At 72.2% G+C, this 16,913-nt stretch carries 15 protein-coding genes; 11 read left to right on the plus strand and 4 right to left on the minus strand.

What is annotated here, in order from left to right:
- Window positions 1–17 precede the first annotated feature (17 nt).
- The gene (locus BKK79_RS28695) at window positions 18–899 is read right to left on the minus strand and encodes a crotonase/enoyl-CoA hydratase family protein (RefSeq protein ID WP_071039514.1); all 882 of its coding nucleotides are present in this window, start codon (window positions 897–899) and stop codon (window positions 18–20) included.
- A 264-nt stretch (window positions 900–1,163) separates the two neighbouring features.
- Here BKK79_RS28695 and BKK79_RS28700 point away from each other — a divergent pair, with 264 nt between their 5' ends.
- From BKK79_RS28700 to BKK79_RS28710, 3 genes are all read left to right on the plus strand, one after another.
- On the plus strand, window positions 1,164–2,165 hold the full coding sequence (locus BKK79_RS28700; RefSeq protein WP_442873306.1) for an NAD(P)H-dependent flavin oxidoreductase: 1,002 nt from the start codon (window positions 1,164–1,166) through the stop codon (window positions 2,163–2,165).
- Between the two features lies 1 nt (window position 2,166).
- A complete protein-coding gene (locus BKK79_RS28705; RefSeq protein ID WP_071016646.1) occupies window positions 2,167–2,637 on the plus strand; it encodes a PaaI family thioesterase in 471 nt (156 codons plus the stop codon).
- Window positions 2,638–2,839: 202 nt separating this feature from the next.
- Window positions 2,840–4,018, plus strand: a complete 1,179-nt coding sequence (locus tag BKK79_RS28710; protein ID WP_071016644.1) for an acetyl-CoA C-acetyltransferase — start codon at window positions 2,840–2,842, stop codon at window positions 4,016–4,018.
- Between the two features lie 198 nt (window positions 4,019–4,216).
- Here BKK79_RS28710 and BKK79_RS28715 read toward each other — a convergent pair whose 3' ends face one another.
- Both BKK79_RS28715 and BKK79_RS28720 read right to left on the minus strand, forming a co-directional pair.
- A complete protein-coding gene (locus BKK79_RS28715) occupies window positions 4,217–4,891 on the minus strand; it encodes a histidine phosphatase family protein (protein WP_071016642.1) in 675 nt (224 codons plus the stop codon).
- 230 nt (window positions 4,892–5,121) lie between these two features.
- On the minus strand, window positions 5,122–5,799 hold the full coding sequence (locus BKK79_RS28720; RefSeq protein ID WP_071016639.1) for a TetR/AcrR family transcriptional regulator: 678 nt from the start codon (window positions 5,797–5,799) through the stop codon (window positions 5,122–5,124).
- Window positions 5,800–5,960: 161 nt separating this feature from the next.
- Between BKK79_RS28720 and BKK79_RS28725 the strand changes: the two genes are divergently transcribed.
- From BKK79_RS28725 to BKK79_RS28750, 6 genes are all read left to right on the plus strand, one after another.
- Window positions 5,961–6,767: an IclR family transcriptional regulator gene (locus BKK79_RS28725; RefSeq protein ID WP_071016637.1), complete on the plus strand. Its 807-nt coding sequence runs from the start codon at window positions 5,961–5,963 to the stop codon at window positions 6,765–6,767.
- Window positions 6,768–6,855: 88 nt separating this feature from the next.
- Window positions 6,856–9,045 (plus strand): acetate--CoA ligase family protein, encoded by a 2,190-nt coding sequence (locus BKK79_RS28730; RefSeq protein ID WP_071039515.1) that lies wholly within the window; start codon window positions 6,856–6,858, stop codon window positions 9,043–9,045.
- 137 nt (window positions 9,046–9,182) lie between these two features.
- Window positions 9,183–10,256: a Bug family tripartite tricarboxylate transporter substrate binding protein gene (locus BKK79_RS28735; RefSeq protein WP_232346341.1), complete on the plus strand. Its 1,074-nt coding sequence runs from the start codon at window positions 9,183–9,185 to the stop codon at window positions 10,254–10,256.
- A gap of 104 nt (window positions 10,257–10,360) precedes the next feature.
- Window positions 10,361–11,665: a DUF1254 domain-containing protein gene (locus BKK79_RS28740; RefSeq protein WP_071039516.1), complete on the plus strand. Its 1,305-nt coding sequence runs from the start codon at window positions 10,361–10,363 to the stop codon at window positions 11,663–11,665.
- A gap of 15 nt (window positions 11,666–11,680) precedes the next feature.
- Entirely contained in the window at window positions 11,681–13,045 is a 1,365-nt protein-coding gene (locus BKK79_RS28745; protein ID WP_084085287.1) for a DUF1254 domain-containing protein, read from the plus strand.
- The gene (locus tag BKK79_RS28750; protein ID WP_071039517.1) at window positions 13,042–14,031 is read left to right on the plus strand and encodes a Bug family tripartite tricarboxylate transporter substrate binding protein; all 990 of its coding nucleotides are present in this window, start codon (window positions 13,042–13,044) and stop codon (window positions 14,029–14,031) included. The genes BKK79_RS28745 and BKK79_RS28750 overlap by 4 nt, the downstream gene beginning before the upstream one ends.
- A gap of 39 nt (window positions 14,032–14,070) precedes the next feature.
- On the opposite strand, the gene BKK79_RS28755 is transcribed toward BKK79_RS28750, so the two are convergent.
- Window positions 14,071–14,961, minus strand: a complete 891-nt coding sequence (locus BKK79_RS28755) for a LysR family transcriptional regulator (protein ID WP_071039518.1) — start codon at window positions 14,959–14,961, stop codon at window positions 14,071–14,073.
- Window positions 14,962–15,083: 122 nt separating this feature from the next.
- Here BKK79_RS28755 and BKK79_RS28760 point away from each other — a divergent pair, with 122 nt between their 5' ends.
- Window positions 15,084–15,725, plus strand: coding sequence for a glutathione S-transferase family protein (locus BKK79_RS28760; protein ID WP_071039519.1), 642 nt, complete (start codon window positions 15,084–15,086; stop codon window positions 15,723–15,725).
- A 111-nt stretch (window positions 15,726–15,836) separates the two neighbouring features.
- On the plus strand, window positions 15,837–16,832 hold the full coding sequence (locus BKK79_RS28765; RefSeq protein ID WP_071021777.1) for a pyridoxamine 5'-phosphate oxidase family protein: 996 nt from the start codon (window positions 15,837–15,839) through the stop codon (window positions 16,830–16,832).
- Window positions 16,833–16,913: the final 81 nt, after the last annotated feature.

Genomic DNA, 16,913 nt, shown 5'->3' on the forward strand with positions numbered 1-16,913 from the left:
TGCGCGCGGCGGCGCGCTCAGGCGAAGGGCGGCTCGCCGGTCCAGTCGAAGAAGTCCGGCATGTCGTGCGAGACGCGCTCGGGGAACGCGGCCTGGCGCTTCTCGAGGAAGGCATCCACGCCTTCCTTGACGTCGGCCGAACGCCCGCGCGACTGGATGGCGCGGCTGTCCAGCTTGTGCGCTTCCATCGGGTGGCTGGCGCCCGCCATGCGCCAGATCAGCTGGCGCGAGATGGCCACCGAGACCGGCGCGGCGTTGTCGGCGATCTCGCGTGCGAGCGCGCGCGCGGCCGGCAGCAGGTCTTCGGGCGCATGCAGCGAGCGCACCAGGCCGCGCTCCAGCGCTTCCTGCGCGCTGAAGACCCGCCCGGTGTAGCACCACTCCAGCGCGGTGGAGATGCCGACCACGCGCGACAGGAACCAGGAGGAGGCGGCTTCGGGAGTGATGCCTCGGCGCGCGAACACGAAGCCGAACTTGGCTTCGGTCGAGGCCAGGCGGATGTCCATCGGCAGTTGCATGGTCACGCCCACGCCGACCGCGGCGCCGTTGACCGCGCTGATCACCGGCTTGAGGCTGCGGAAGATGCGCAGCGAGACGCGGCCGCCGCCGTCGCGGTGCGCGGTATTGGCCGGCGTGGCGCCATAGCGCTTCTCGAAATCGAAGGTGGAGCCGCCGGCGGCGAGGTCCGCGCCGGCACAGAAGGCGCGCCCGGCACCGGTGACGATGACCGCGCGCACCGCGTCGTCGGCATCGGTGGCGTCGAACGCGGCGATCAGCTCGTGCATCATCTGCGGCGTGAAGGCATTGAGCCGGTCCGGGCGGTTCAGCGTGAGGGTGGCGATGCCGTCCTCGACGGCATACTGCAGGGTTTCGAAGTTCGGGGGGCTGGCGTCTTGCATGGCGGTCTCGCGCGAGGGGCAGGGTTGAGGTGACGGAGGGGCCGGCCGCGGCGGGCGGCACGGCGGTGGCCGATGCTCGACAGCCTAGTGCGGCACGCGCCGCTTGTAATCGTCGCTTCCGACGAAGCCCGCCGGGCGGTGCGCGGCTAGACTGGCAGCCGTACAGGCCCACTATAGGCCCACGCAAGACGACGACCCGCGCGTGCCCGCGCGGGTGGGCCGGTCCGCCGGCGGCACCCGCCGCACCGGACGCTTCGCTTCCGTATTCAACTCGTTTCATCAAGGAATTCCATGAAAACGCGCATCACCGAGCTGCTGGGCATCCGCTATCCGATCATCCAGGGCGGCATGCAATGGGTCGGCTACGCCGAGATGGCCGCGGCCGTCTCCAATGCCGGCGGCCTCGGCGTCCTGACCGCACTGACCCAGCCGACGCCGGAGGCGCTGGCCGACGAGATCCGCCGCTGCCGCGAGATGACCGACCAGCCCTTCGGCGTCAACCTGACGCTGCTGCCGTCGATCAACCCGCCGCCGTACGCGCGCTACCTCGACGTCATCATCGACAGCGGCATCAAGGTGCTGGAGACCGCCGGCAACAATCCCAAGGAGCATATCGCGCGCGCCAAGGCGGCCGGCATCAAGGTCATCCACAAGTGCGTGGCGGTGCGCCACGCGCTGTCGGCCGAGCGCCTGGGCGTCGACGCTGTGTCGATCGACGGCTTCGAGTGCGCCGGCCATCCCGGCGAGGACGATGTGCCGGGCCTGGTGCTGATCCCGCTGGCGGCCCGGCGGCTGGGCATCCCGGTGATCGCCTCGGGCGGCATCGCCGACGGGCGCGGCATGGCTGCCGCCCTGGTGCTGGGCGCCGAGGGCGTGAACATGGGCACGCGCTTCTGCGCCACGCGCGAGGCGCCCATCCACGACCACATCAAGCAGGCCCTGGTCGACTCAAGCGAGCGTGACACCAAGCTGATCTTCCGCACCCTGCACAACACCGCACGCGTGCTGAAGAACGCCATCTCGGAAGAGGTGGTGGCGATCGAGCGCCGTCCCGGCGGCGCCCAGTTCGAGGAAGTGCGCCACCTGGTGGCGGGCGCGCGCGGCAAGGCCGCGCTGCAGGCCGGCAACGTACACGACGGCATCGTCAGCGCCGGACAGTGCGTGGGCCTGATCGAAGACGTGCCGACCTGCGCCGAGCTGATCGAGCGCATGGTCGCGGAGTGCCGCGAACGCCTCGGCGCGGCCTCGCAGTACTTCGCCGCCTGAGATGGGCGGCGATAGCACCGACGGCCGCGCGCTGGCCGCCGTAGCGGCCGACGGGGCGCCGGCGGACGATCCGCCGGAAGGCTTCGTCGCCTTGCGCGGCACCAGCGGTTTCCTGGCCAACTTCGGCCAGCTCTACGTGCATCCGGCCAGGCGCGCGGTCGGCATCCGCATCGGGCCGCAGCACCTGAACCCGCTCGGCATTCCGCACGGGGGCATGCTGGCCACGCTGGCCGACACCGCGATCGGCATGATGATGTCGCTGGAGACAGGCAGCAAGCGTCCCACCGCGGTGACGGCCAACCTGAGCCTGGACTTCTTCGACTCGGCGCGGGTCGGCGACTGGGTCGAGGCGCACGTGAGCTTCGACAAGCTCGGCAACCGGCTGCGCTTCGGCAGCTGCCGGCTGCTGGCCGGCGAGCGCTGCCTGCTGCGCGCGACGGCGATCTTTTCCGTGCTGCAGCCGCGCACCTAGGCGCACACCCCGGCAGGCACCTGCCCGTGCACCTGCCCATGCACCTAGCCGCGCAATCGTCGCTTCCGACGACGCCACGCGCGCGGCGGGCGCCGCAGAATCGAGGCATCGGACGGCGGGCCGCGCAGTGCCCGGCCGCGTCCGCCCGGCGCCGCCATGCGGCGGCGCCACGACCACGACAACTGGGGACAAAGGAGATCACATGGCAGAGGCATACATCGTTGCCGCGGTGCGCACCGCGGGAGGACGCAAGGGCGGCAAGCTGTCCGGCTGGCATCCGGCCGACCTGGCGGCGCAGGTGCTGGACGCGCTGGTCGAGCGCACCGGCGCCGACCCGGCCTTGATCGAGGACGTGATCATGGGCTGCGTCGGCCAGGCCGGCGAGCAGTCGGGCAATATCGCGCGCAATGCGGTGCTGGCCTCGCGCCTGCCGGAGAGCGTGCCCGGCACTTCGGTGGACCGCCAGTGCGGCTCCTCCCAGCAGGCCCTGCACTTCGCCGCGCAGGCGGTGATGTCGGGCACCATGGACATCGTCATCGCCGCCGGCGTGGAGAGCATGACGCGCGTGCCGATGGGGCTGCCGTCGACGCTGCCGGCGCAGAACGGCTTCGGCAGCTCGATGAGCCCCAACATGCAGCAGCGCTATCCCGGCGTGAAGTTCAGCCAGTTCACCGGCGCCGAGATGATGGCGCGCAAGTATGAGCTGCAGCGCGCGGACCTGGACCGCTATGCGCTGCAGAGCCACCAGCGCGCCATCGCCGCCACCCAGGCCGGTGTGTTCGCCGCGGAGATCGTGCCGGTGGCCGTGCGCCTGCCCGACGGCAGCACCAACGGCGAGCTGCATACCGTGGACGAGGGCATCCGCTTCGATGCGACGCTGGAGTCGATCGGCAGCGTCAAGCTGATCGCCGAAGGCGGGCGCGTCACCGCCGCCACCGCCAGCCAGATCTGCGACGGCGCGGCCGGCCTGATGGTGGTCAACGAAGCGGGCCTGAAGAAGCTGGGCGTCAAGCCACTGGCGCGCGTGCATCACATGACCATGCTGGGCCACGACCCGGTCATCATGCTGGAGGCGCCGGTGCCGGCCACGCTGCACGCGCTCAAGCGCGCCGGCATGAAGATCGACGAGATCGACCTGTTCGAGGTCAACGAGGCCTTCGCCCCGGTGCCGCTGGCCTGGCTCAAGACCACCGGCGCCGATCCGGACCGGCTCAACGTCAACGGCGGCGCGATCGCCCTGGGCCATCCGCTGGGCGGCTCGGGCGCCAAGCTGATGACCACGCTGGTGCACGCGCTGCACCAGCGCGGCAAGCGCTACGGCCTGCAGACCATGTGCGAGGGCGGCGGCATGGCCAACGTGACCATCGTCGAGCGGCTGTGAGGCTGCGGGGCTGAAACGGCGTCGCGCGCAACGAGAGGGGCCGGGTGACCGGTCCCTTTTTCTTTGACGGTGCGGGGCGCCGTGGCTCGCTGGCGTGCTCCCTGGTTCGCTCCCCTCTCCCGCTTGCGGGAGAGGGGCCGGGGGTGAGGGCGGGCGCTGGCATGGCGCGTTGCCTTGCCCGGCCGCCGCACCGCGCCGTCAGGCGAAGGTGATGGCCTCGCGCCGCTCGGGCTGGTCGAGGTGGGGCAGGTTGTTGAAGCTGAGCAGGCGCTGGGCCGAGCGGCCGGCGATGATCTCGCAGAAGGCCGTATTGCGGAACTGCAGGTTCAGTTCGATGGCGGTCTGCGCGGGCGCGCCGAGCAGGTCGGCGGTGGCGCGGCCGATGGCGCCGCCGGAGCTGACCACGAGGATGTTGTCGTCGCGCGTGGCGCCTTCCAGGGACTGTTGCAGCCCGGCGCGGATGCGGCGGCCGAAGTCGGCCCAGGACTCCGGCATGTCGTTCAGCTTGTCTTCGGTCCAGGCCTGGTAGGCGGCGCGGAAGGTGCGCCAGTAGTCGTTGTAGTCGCCGTTCTGGTGGGCGCGATGGTCGCCGCCGCCGGTGTAGCTGCGGTACAGCGCCTCGCCATCGTATTCGTCCAGCCCGGCGTGGGTCTGCACCGTGGCGCCGGGGCCGCCCAGGCCGGCCAGGATCTCGCTGGCGGTGTCCTGCTGGCGCACCAGGGTGCCGGCGAAGACGCGGCTGAAGGCGAGGCCGCGCGTGCGGAAGTATTCGCCCAGCCAGCGGGCTTGTTGCCGGCCGGTGGCCGAGAGGCAGTCGTAGTTGGCCGCGCCGAAGGAGGCCTGACCATGTCGCACCAGGAAAAGCGTAGCCATGTCCGCAAGGGCGCGGCGAGGCGCCCGCAATCGATTGGGTGGAAAGGGTGCCGGGGCCGTGCCGTGGCGGACGGCCGCGCGGGATGCGGGGCCATTGTAGGCGTGATGCCGCAGCGCGCCAAAGCAAGCCGCGCAGGATTCATAGCGGTCATTTCCCGCCTGCATTGTCGCTGCCTGCGCGAGGGGCGGCGCCGTCCCTCGCGCGGGCTACGGCAGGCGCGGGCCTTGCCTCAGGCGGGCAGGTCGAGATAGCGCGTCACCATGCCGCTCAGTTCGGCGGGCAGGCGCTCGTCGTCGAGCTGGAGCGGGCCGGGATCGTTGATCACGGCATTGACCAGCACGCTGAAGACGGCCTGCAGGGCGAAACGCACGCGCAGCTCTGCCTGGTCCGCGGCGTAGGGCAGGCGGGGTACCAGCAGTTCCACCATGCGGCAGACCACGTCCTCGCCGCTCTCGCGGTGCGGCAACCATTCTTCCGGGCGGGTGGAGGCATGCTTGAGCGAAGCGCGGATCACGCCGCGGTTGGCCTGCACGCCGCGCACCAGGAAGCGCATGGTCTTGTCCACCATCTCGCGGGTGGAGACCTCGATCCAGCGTTCCTGGCTCAGGTAGCGCGCTACCGAAGCGGCGGTTTCCTCCATGACCAGGGCGCGCAGGGCCTCGAAGAAGGCCATCTTGTCGCGGAAGCGGCCATAGAAGGCACCTACCGAGACTTCGCAGGCGGCGGCGATCTGCGCCACCGAGACGGCGGCGAAATCGCGCTGGGCCAGCAGGTCGCGGCCGGCGCTCAGCAGGGCCTGTTCGGTCTCGCGGGCGCGCCGCTGGCGCGGCGGCTGCAGGATGGTCGGCGTGGCAACGGTCGGGAAGGCGGACCCGCCTGACGCGCTGCGCGCGGGTGAGGTGTGCATGAAGCTGTCTCCAGAAATTCGAATCTTCGTTCGGTTTTCGAACCATATGGTTCAACGCGTTCCACGTCAAGCGACTAGACTAATTTCCAATATCTGGAAATGAATTCCGGACTTTGACACTGCGGAGCCGGACGACCCAAACTGGTCGGAGGAGACAAGACATGAATACGCCGGTCGAACAATTCATCGCCGAGCGCCGCCTCGAGGACCCGTCCTTCGGCGGACTGCTGGCCAAGGGCTTCGCCTTGCTGCGCTGCTTCATCGACGAGCCGCAGCCGCTCGGCAACGGGGAGCTGGCGCAGCGCCTGCAGTTGCCGCGCGCCACCGTGTCGCGCATCTGCCGCACGCTGTTCGAGCTCGGCTACCTCGACTGGGATCCCAAGCTCGACAAGTACTTCGTCAGCGCCCAGGTGCTGGCGCTGGGCTACCCCTACCTGGCCGGCCTGCAGGTGCGCCACCTGGCGCGCCCATTGATGCAGGCGCTGGCCGACCGCGTCGAGGGCGCGGTGTCGATGGGCGTGGCGCACCGGCTGGATGTCACTTACCTGCTGTCCTGCACCCACAACGAGGGCACGCCGGCCAAGCCCGGCGTGGGCGCAGTGCGCTCGGTGATGCGCACGGCCATGGGGCGCGCCTTCCTGTGCACGCTGTCCAAGCAGGAGTTCGGCAAGCTGATGGCCTCGGCCAAGGCGGAGCGGCCCGAGGAATACGAGGCCTGCTACGACCGCGTCTGCCACAACGTGGCCCATTACCCGAAACGCGGCTTCGCCATCAACGAAGGCGATGCCGGCAGCGGGGTGCATGGCGCCGGCGTCTATTCGCGCATCGTCTACCTGAACCGCCCGCTGCTGTTCAACTGCGCGCTGGCGGGCTCGCAACTGCGCCGCGGCACGCTGGAGCGGCGCATCGCGCCGATGCTGATGGAGATGGTGCGCGCGGTGGAGGCGGCCGCGGGCCTGCAGCGCTAGCGCCGCCGAGGCAGCCGCGCGCCGTGCGGCCGGCGCGGACAACGAAAAACGGACGGCGCCGCCGCCCAAGACGAGGAGACCTTTGCCGATGCACGATCTCGATGCCCTGCTGCAGCCCCGTTCCATCGCCGTGATCGGCGCCTCGACGCAGCCCGACAAGGTGGGCGGCATGCCGATCCGGCTGCTGCGCGAGCTCGGCTACCCGGGCCGGATCTACCCGGTGCACCGCGATGCGGGCGAGATTCAGGGCTTGCGCGCCTATCCTTCGCTGGCCGCCATCGGCGTGCCGGTCGACCTGGCCATCGTGGCGGTGCCGGCGGCGGCCGCGCTTGACGTGATGGCGCAGCTCGGCCAGGCCGGCGTGCGCGCCGCGGTGTACTTCACCTCCGGCTTTGCCGAGACCGGCGGGGCGGACGATGATGCACAGGGTGCGCAGGATGCGCGGGGCGCGCGCCTGCAGCAGGCGCTGGCCCGCGCCGCGCAAGCCCACGGCGTGCTGCTGCTCGGCCCCAATTGCCTGGGCGCGATGAACCTCCGGGAACGTGTGTTCGCGACCTTTTCCCCGGTGCCGCTGGCGGGCGTGCCGCCGGTCGGCGATGTCGCGCTGGTCAGCCAGAGCGGTGCCTTCGGCGCCTACGCCTTTGCGCTGGCGCGCGAGGCCGGCCTCGGCCTGAGCCATTGGGTGACCACCGGCAATGAGGCCGGCCTGCAGCTGGCCGACGTGATCGCCTGGCTGGCGCGCGATGACGCCACGCGCGTGATCCTGGTCTACATGGAGGGCTGCCGCGACGGCGCGCGCCTGCGCGGCGCACTGGCGGCGGCGCGCGCGGCCGGCAAGCCGGTGGTGGTGGCCAAGGTGGGCGTCACCGCGGCCGGGGCACGCTCGGCGCAGTCGCACACGGCCAGCCTGACCGGCGAAGACGCGGTCTACCAGGCGGTCTTCGACGAATACAACGTGCATCGCGCCGACACGCTGGAAGCGTTCTTCCGCCTCGGCTATGTGCTGTCGCGCGGGCGCCGCCCGGCGCGCTGGTCGAGCCCCGCGGGACTGGCGGCCGGCGCGGTGGCGCCGCTCGCCATCGTCACCGTGTCGGGCGGGGTCGGCATCATGATGGCCGACAGTGCCGAACGCCTCGGCGTGCCGCTGCCGCCGATGCCGCCGGAAGCCGCGCGGGCGTTGCGTGAGGCGATTCCCTTCGCGAGCACCGCCAACCCGATCGACGTGACGGGCCAGATCATGGCGCAGCCGGCCGTGCTGCTGGGCGCGCTCGAGGCCGTCGCGGACAGCCCGGCCTACGGCTGCGTGGCGGCCTTCCTGGCCGGAGGCCTCAACTCGCCGCGCCTGTGGAGCGGACTGCAGCAGAGCGTGGCAGCGCTGCAGGCGCGTGGCGGCTCGCCGCTGCTGCTGAGCGGGCTGGTCGACGACGACAAGCGCGCCTGGCTGGAAGCGCGCGGCTGCCTGGTGTTCCGCGAGCCCGCGCATGCCGTCGAGGCGGTGGTGACGCTGGCGCGCGCCGCCGCGTTCGAGGCGCTCGAGGCGGGCGGGCACGGCGCGATGCCGGAGGCCACCTCGTTGCCGGCATTGCCGGCGCTGCCGGACGACGCCGCGGCACTGTCCGAGTTCGAGGCGCTGCGCCTGCTGTCGGCGGCGGGGGTGCCGGTCGCCGCGCACGGGCTGGCCGACGATGCGGACGAGGCCGCGGCCATCGCCGCGCAGATCGGCTTCCCGGTGGCGGTCAAGCTGTGCTCGCGCGAAGTGCTGCACAAGAGCGATGTGGGCGGCGTGGTGCTAGGCGTGGCCGACGCGGACGGGGTGCGTGCCGCTTTCGCGCAGGTGCGGGCGGCGTTGGCACGCTGCCGCGATGCCAGCGGCCGGCCGCCGCGTTTCGAAGGCGTGCTGGTGGCGCGCATGGTGCGGGGCCGGGGCGAGTTGATGGTGGGGGTGCGGCGCGATCCGGTGTTCGGGCCGGTGGCGCTGGCCGGCATCGGCGGCACCGCGGTGGAGGTGCTGCGGCAGACCGCCTTCGGCCTGGCGCCGCTGTCGCCGGCACGCGCGCGCGACATGCTGGCACGCAGCCGCGCTGCAGCCCTGTGCGAGAGCCACCGCGGCCATGCGCCGCTCGACCTCGACGCGATCGCCGAGGTGCTGGTGCGCGTCTCGCGCTGCGCGGTGGCGCTGGGCGAGCGGCTCGATACGCTGGAGATCAATCCTTTCATCATCGGCGCCGACGGCTTGTGCGCGGCCGACGCCGTGATCACGCTGCGGCCACCGGCCTGAGAGGCACGGCTCGCGAGCGTCCGCGCCAGACGGACGCCGATCCTGGTCCACTGAATTCTTGACATGGGCGGTGAAGGACACCGCACGCACCGACCGATTTCAGGGATTCCGTGGACCCAAGACAACTGGAGACAACGATGGAACGATCGGCAGCATGGACGCTGCGGGGCGCGCTCGCCCGCATGCGGGGCAGTCTGGGCGCGGCAGGCATGGCAGGAGCGGTCGGCGTGGCCGGCCTGGCCGGCCTGGGCGGCGTGGGCGGCGTGGGCAGTGCCTGCGTACTGCTCGCGTCCAGCGGGCCCGCGCGCGCGGGCGGCTACCCGGACAAGCCGATCCGCCTGGTGGTGCCGTTCCCGCCGGGGGGCGGCACCGACGTGCTCGGGCGCCTGGTGGCGGTGCGCCTGGGCGCCGAGCTCAAGCAGACCGTGGTGGTGGAGAACGTGGCCGGCGCCACCGGCACCATCGGTTCGGCGCAGGTGGCGCGCGCCGCGCCCGACGGCTACACGCTGCTGCTCGGCATCTCGGCCACGCACGCGATCGCTCCCTCGGTGTTCCCGCGCCTGCCCTATGCGCCGCTGCGCGACTTTGCCCCGGTCGCACGGCTGGCCTACGGTGGCAACGTGCTGGTAGCCAATCCGGGCTTCGCGGCGCACGACCTGCCGGGCCTGGTGGCGATGGCGCGGCGCCCGGGCGCCGACATCGCCTTCGGCTCGTGGGGCCAGGGCTCGGGCGGCCACCTGGCCGGCGAGGCCGTCAACACCGCGGCCGGCATCCACCTGCGCCACATCCCCTACAAGGGCGTGAGCCCCATGCTGACCGACGTGATCGGCGGCACCTTGCCGCTGGCGATGTCGGACCTGACCGGCACGCTGCCGCTGATCCGGGCCGGCAAGGTGCGCGCGCTGGCCGTCAGCGGCTCGCAGCGCTCGCCGGCGCTGCCCGACGTGCCCACCTTCACCGAGGCCGGCGTGCCGTTCCGGCTCGATAGCTGGTTCGCGCTGTTCGTGCCGGCGCGCACGCCGGCAGCCATCGTCGACAAGCTGGAGCAGGCCACGCGCGCGGCCATGCAGGACGATGGCGTGCAGGCGCAGATCGCCGCCTTCGGCATGCGCTACACGCCGGTGACGCGCGCGGCCTTCGCGGCCCAGATGCGCGACGACGCGCAGGCCTGGGCGGCCCTGGTCAAGTCCAGCGGTGCCGCCTTCGAGTGAGGCGCGCCACGGCAGCGCAGGCCGCGCCAGGCAAGCAGCACAAGCAGCACAAGCAGCACAAGCAGCACAAGCAGGACAACGAAGACAGACGAGGAGACTCCCGCATGAATGCCCCCATCCTTTCCGCCGCCAGCCCGCAGGAGGCGCTGGCCGCCGCCGCCGCGCTGCCGCTGGTGCTGTACGGCTACCCGCTGGTGGAGAGCCTGCGCACCTGCCGGCTGCAGACCTCGGCGCGCGAGGCCACCGGCTACGGCCGCGCGCCGGTCAACGTGCTGTCCGCCAGCGAGCGGCAGTGGACCCACGAGGACCGCGACATCGTCACGCCGGCCAACGACCTGTTGTACTTCTGCGGCTGGATCCACCTGGCCGACGGGCCGGTCACGCTGCGCATCCCGCCGCTGCCCGAGCGCGAGCGCTACTACGTGATCGAGCTGCTGGACGCCTACACGCACAATTTCGCCAACCTGGGCCCGCGCAACATCCCGCCGGAGGGCGGCGAGGTCGTGCTGGCCGGGCCCGGCCGGCAGGCCGGCGGCGCGCATGTGGTGAACTGCCCCACGCCGCTGGTCTGGCTGCTGGGCCGTGTGCTGGTGCAGGGCGAGGCCGACCTGCCGCGCGCGCTGGCCTTCGAGCGTGGCTTCGCCATCGCCGCCGCGCCGGGCCGGCGCCGCCCGCCCAGCATCGAAGCCTGGAGCGAGACCGGCGACGAGGCCATGGACTTCTTCCAGAACCTGTTCAACGGCCTGCGCGATTTTCCGCCGGCGCCGCGCGACCAGGGCCTGCTGACGCTGCTGCGCAAGGTCGGCGTGCGCCTGGAGGATGCTCCCGAGGTCGCTGCGCTGCGTCCGGCGGTGCGTGCCGGACTGGCCGGCGCCTACCGCCAGGGCATGGCGCTGATCGAGGCCCATACGCGCAGCCAGCAGCGCAAGAGCTGGGGCTACAGCCTCCAGCTCGGCCGCTTCGGCGACGAGGGCGACGACTGGCTGCTGCGGGCCACCACGGCGATGAAGGGCCTGGGCGCGCTGCGCGCCGACGAGGCGGTCTACGCCATGGCCGATTTCGACGCCGACGGCGAGCCGCTCGACGGCCGCCACCGCTACGCGCTGCGCTTCGCGCCGGGGCAGCTGCCGCCGGCGCAGGCCTTCTGGTCGGTGTCGCTGTACGGCGAGGATCGCTACTTCGCCGCCAACGAGATCGGCCGCTATGCGGTCGGCGACCGCACGCCCGGGCTGCGCTTCGAGCCCGACGGCAGCCTGGTGATCCCGATCGGGCATGGCCGTCCCGAGGCGGAGGCGAACTGGCTGCCGGCGCCGGCCGGCCGCTTCTACCTGATCCTGCGCCTCTACCATCCGTCGCCGGCCTTCATGGCCGGCCAGTACGCCATTCCCGCGGTGGTGCGCCTCGACTGAATCCGGAGACCGACGATGACCTCCCATCCGCCCCCCCATGACCCGCACGCACCCCACTCCGGTTCGCTCTCTGCGCAGCAGGCGCTGGCGCGCGAGGCGGTGCTGCACACCCTGCCGCTCTACGAAATGGCGCGCATGCGCGCGGCGACCTGCCCGCGCCGCGATGCGGCGGGCCGCTTCGCCGGCGACGGCCCGGCGTCGACGCTGCGCTGGGTCAACCAGATCACCCACACGCGCGAGCTGCTGGGGCCGCGCCATCGCCAGGTGGTGACGCCGAACAACGACACCCTGTACACCAATGCCTGGCTGGACCTGTCGCGCGGGCCGCTGCTGCTGGAGGTGCCGGACAGCCTGGGGCTCTACTACGTGCTGGGCCTGCTGGATTTCTATACCAATCCCTTCGGCTACATCGGCACGCGTACCACCGGCGCGGGGCCGGGCCGCTTCCTGCTGCATGCGCCGGGCTGGCAGGGCAGGGTGCCGGACGGCGCGCGCGCCATCGCCTGCCCGACCGATGCGGTCTGGATGATCGGCCGCCTGCTGGCCGAGGGCGAGGCGGACCTGCCCGCCGTGCATGCCTTCCAGGACGGCATCCGGCTGAGCCGTGCCGACGGGCAGCCGGCGGCCTTCGCCTTCGATGTGGCGATGCGCCCGGACGAGCGTCCCGGCGAGGCGCGCCGCTTTGCCGAGGTGGTCAACCGCGCGCTGCGCGACTATCCGCCCGACGCGCAGGAGGCGCCGCTGGTGGCGCGCTTCGCGCAGGTCGGCATCGGTGCCGGCTGCGAGGCGGGCGCGCTGGGCGAAGCGCAGCTGGCGGAACTGGCGGCCGCGCTGCAGGCCGTGCTGGCGGAACTGGACGTGCCGGCCGAAGCCGCCCTGGGCGGCGGCTGGAGCCTGCCGGTGGCGATCCGTGCCACCTTCGGCGCGCAGACTCTGCAGCGGGCCCAGGTGGCGAGGAACTATATCGGCGCGCTCGGCATCGAGGAGGCGATGTACGTGATCGCCGAGCGCGACGGTGACGGCGTGCCGCTCGATGGCCGCCAGGCCTACGTGCTGGACTTTCCCGCCGGCGGGCTGCCGCAGGTGGGCGCCTTCTGGTCGCTGACCCTGTATGACAAGCGCGATTGCATGCTGGTGGAGAACCCGCTGCAACGCTACTCGCTGGGCGACCGCTCGCCTGGCCTGCGCCACGAGGCCGATGGCGGCCTGCGCCTGCACCTGTCGGCCGTGCCGCCGGCGGACCCGGCATGCCGTGGCAACTGGCTGCCGGCCCCGACCGGTCCGTTCTACGTGGTGCTGCGGCTGTACATTCCCGCCGCGGCCCACCTCGACAACCGCTTCGCCTATCCGCCCCTGCGCCGCGTGGAGGTGGGGCAATGAGCGCGCGCCTGACGCGGCGCGACCTGCTGGCGCGCGTGCCGGCGCTGGCCTTGCTGCTGGCCGGGGGCGTGCCACCGGCACGCGCGCAGGACTATCCCTCCCGCGCGGTGCGGCTGCTGTCGCCCTATGGGCCCGGCGGCTCCAACGATACCTCGGCACGCCTGCTGGCCGAGGCGCTGAGCCGCCGCTACGGCCAGCAGTTCGTGGTGGAGAACAAGCCGGGCGCAGGCACGCGCCTGGCCAACGAGCAGGTCGCCCATGCCAAGCCGGATGGCTACACGCTGCTGTGGGCGGCGGCACCGTTCGCCATCAATACCGCCGCCGGCCTGCCGCAGCCCTATGACATCCGCAAGGACTTCGCCGCCATCGGGCCGCGCGTGCTGGGGCCGTTGTTCCTGATCGTGCGGGCCGATTCGCCGGCGCGCAACGTGGCGGACTTCGTGCGCCTGGCGCGCGCGCAGCGCGAGGGCGCGACCTTCGCTTCGCCCGGCGCGGGCTCGGGGCCGCACCTGGCTGCCGAACTGTTCGCCGCGCAAGGGCGTTTCCGCGACGTCAACGTGCATTTCCGCGGCGACGCCACCGCCTACACCGAGCTGCTGGCCGGCCGCGTCGATGCCACGCTGACGGCCATCACGTCGGCGTTGCCCTTCGTCAAGGCCGGCAAGCTGCGCGTGCTGGCCGTGGCGTCGGAGCAGCGCACGCCGGTCTGCCCGCAGGCGCCGACCTTCGCCGAGCAGGGCTACCCCGGCGTGGTGGGCTACGGCTGGTTCGGCCTGCTGGCGCCGGCCGGCACGCCGGCGGCCATCGTGCAGCAGCTCAATCGCGATGCCAGCGCGGTGCTGGCCGACGCCGGCACGCGCGACCGGCTGGTGGCGCTGGGCCTGCAGCCCGAGCCGGGCTCGAGCGCGGCGTTCGCCGGCTTCATCGATGCCGAGGTGAACAAGTGGCGCGAGGTGATCCGCAGCGCCGGCATCGTGCTCGAGTAAGCGCCTGGTGCGGCGGCGGCGGCGGATTCTGCTGCGACGCTAGCGGAAGCGCGGCCCCAGGTCGGCCTTCATCCACTCGAGGAAGGCCCGGCTGCGCGCCGGCAGCAGCCGCGCGTGCGGATAGATCAGCGACAGGGGCCAGGGCGTTTGCTCGAACGATTGCAGCACGATGCGCAGCTGGCGCGCCGCCACCAGCGGCGCCACCTGGTAGGAGAGGAAGTTGCCGAAGCCCGCGCCGGCGGCGCAGGCCGCCACCGCCGGCGCGGTCTGGTTGAATTCGAGATTGCCGCTCACGGGGACGTGGAAGGACTCGCCGTCCTCCTGGAAGGTCCACCAGTGCGCCGCATTGCCGATGAAGCGCACGCAGTTGTGCTGCGCCAGCTCGCGCGGGTGCGCCGGCACGCCGTGCCGGCGCAGGAAGGCCGGGGTCGCCACCACCACGCGCCGGATCCGGCCGACCGCCTGCGCCACCAGCGTGGAGTCCGCCAGCGGGCCGATGCGGATGCCGACGTCGATGTTCTCCTCCAGCAGGTTCACCACGCGGTCGGTGAATTCCATGCGGCAGCTCACCGCCGGATAACGCGCCGCGAAGCCCGTCACCGCCGGTGCCACGTACATCTGGCCGAACAGGACCGGCGCGGTGATGGTCAGTTGCCCGGCGGGCTCGACGTGGCGCGCGCTCAGCCCGGCCTCGACCTCGTCGACGGCGGCCAGGATGCGCCGGCAGCCGGCCAGGTAGCCGCGGCCCTCGTCGGTCAGCGAGAGCCGGCGCGTGGTGCGGTTGAGCAGCCGCACATTGAGTTCGGCCTCCAGCGCGGCGAGGGTGCGCACCACGGCCGGCAGCGAACTGCCGAGGGCGGTGGCGGCGGCAGTGAGGCTGCCTTCCTCGACGATGCGAACGAAGGCCTGCATGGCGCGTAGCTTGTCCATGGCCGCCACATTACTCCGATTCGTGGAGTAGTCAAATACGGACCGCCCCATTTATTGCAATCAGCGCGCGGGCCAGAATGCAGGCAACCGTTCGGCGCAAGCCGTTTCCCCGGAGACCCGAGATGACCCTTGCCGCATCCCCCGCCAATCCGCTCGTGCTGTATCACATGCCGCTGTCGGGGCACGCGCACCGCGCGCAGCTGTTCCTGTCGCTGCTCGGCCTGCCCTACCGGCTGGTGCCGGTGGACCTGCGCGGCGGCGAGCACAAGCGCCCGCTCTTCCTCAAGCTCAATCCCTTCGGCCAGGTTCCGGTGCTGGACGACAACGGCACCATCGTCAGCGATTCCAACGCCATCCTGGTCTACCTCGCCTTGCGCTACGACGACGGCCGCTGGCTGCCGCGCGACCCGGCCGGCGCCGCGGCGGTGCAGCGCTGGCTGTCGGTGGCCGCCGGCGAGATTGCCTTCGGGCCGGCGGCGGCGCGGCTGGCGGTGCTGTTCGGCGTGCCGCGGCCGCTCGATGACGCCATCGCGCGGGCCCGCGGCCTGTTCGCCTTGATGGAGCCCCTGCTGGCAGGGCAGCGCTTCCTGGCGGGAGACGCGCCGACGCTGGCCGACGTGGCGGCCTACAGTTACATCGCGCGTGCCGAGGAGGGCAATATCTCGCTCGCTCCCTATCCGGCGTTGCGTGCCTGGCTGGCGGCGGTCGAGGCCTTGCCGGGCTTCGTGCCGATGCCCGCGACGCCGGCGGGCCTGGCCGCCTAACCACCTGGCCGCTTGCGCGCCTGGCGCTGCCGCCTCATCTGCCTAAGGGAGCTAAGGGAGCTAAGGGAGCTAAGGGAGCTAAGGGAGCTAAGGGAGCTAAGGGAGATCATCATGGACACCAAGCCGGATGCCGCCGCCGGCGGCGACCTGCGCGGCTGGCCCCTCGCCGCCTCGCCGTTCCACGCTGGCGAGCAGGCCGCGCAGGAGCGCGCGGGCAAGCGGGCGTGGAGCGAGGCGGCCGGGCGGCGCGCCGTGCGGGCGCACATGCCCGTGCAGCACCGCGAGTTCTTCGCCCAGCTGCCGTGCCTGCTGCTCGGCGCGCTCGACGCCGAAGGGCAGCCGTGGGCGACCATGCTGGCCGGGGTGCCCGGCTTCGTGCAGGCGCCGGATCCGTATCACCTGAATATCGGCGCCGGGCTGCTGCCGGCCGATCCGCTCGACGGCGCGCTGCAGGCCGGCAGCGACGTCGGCATGCTCGGCATCGAGCTGCAGTCGCGCCGGCGCAACCGGGTCAACGGGCGGATCGAGGCCATCGGGCCGGACGGCCTGCAGGTCGCGGTCAGCCAGAGCTTCGGCAACTGCCCGCGCTACATCCAGTTGCGCGCGGTGCGCACGGTGGCGCCGGCACCGTTGCCGGCCTGGCGCGGCGGGCGGCTCGACGAGGCCGCGCAGGATCTGCTGCGGCGGGCCGACACGGCCTTCATCGCCACGTACCACCGCGCGGCAGGGGAGCCGGCTACCGGCGGCGCCGACGTGTCGCACCGCGGCGGCAAGCCCGGCTTCCTGCGCGTGGACGGCGACGGCACCGTGACGTTTCCCGATTTCAATGGCAACGCCTACTTCAATACCATCGGCAACCTGCTGGCCCGGCCCCAGGCCGGGCTGCTGGTGCCCGATTTCGAGGACGGCACGCTGCTGCACGTGGGCGGAAGCGCCGAGGTGATCTGGGACGGGCCGGAGCTGGCCGGCTTCGCGGGCGCCGAGCGGCTGGTGCGCATCCATGTGGAGCGGGTGCTGCGGCGGCCGGGCGTGTTGCCGCTGCGCTGGGACTTCCAGGACTGGTCGCCGGCGCTGGCGGCGACCGGCAGCTGGCCGGCGCCGGCCTGAGGCGGTGGCTTGAGATGCCGGACTGAGGTGCCGGCCTGAGGTGGCAGGTTCGGGCGGTGGCCGCACACGCCATGGCGGAGC

It is taken from the genome of Cupriavidus sp. USMAA2-4 (assembly GCF_001854305.1).
GTDB classification, from domain to species: Bacteria; Pseudomonadota; Gammaproteobacteria; order Burkholderiales; family Burkholderiaceae; genus Cupriavidus; species Cupriavidus malaysiensis.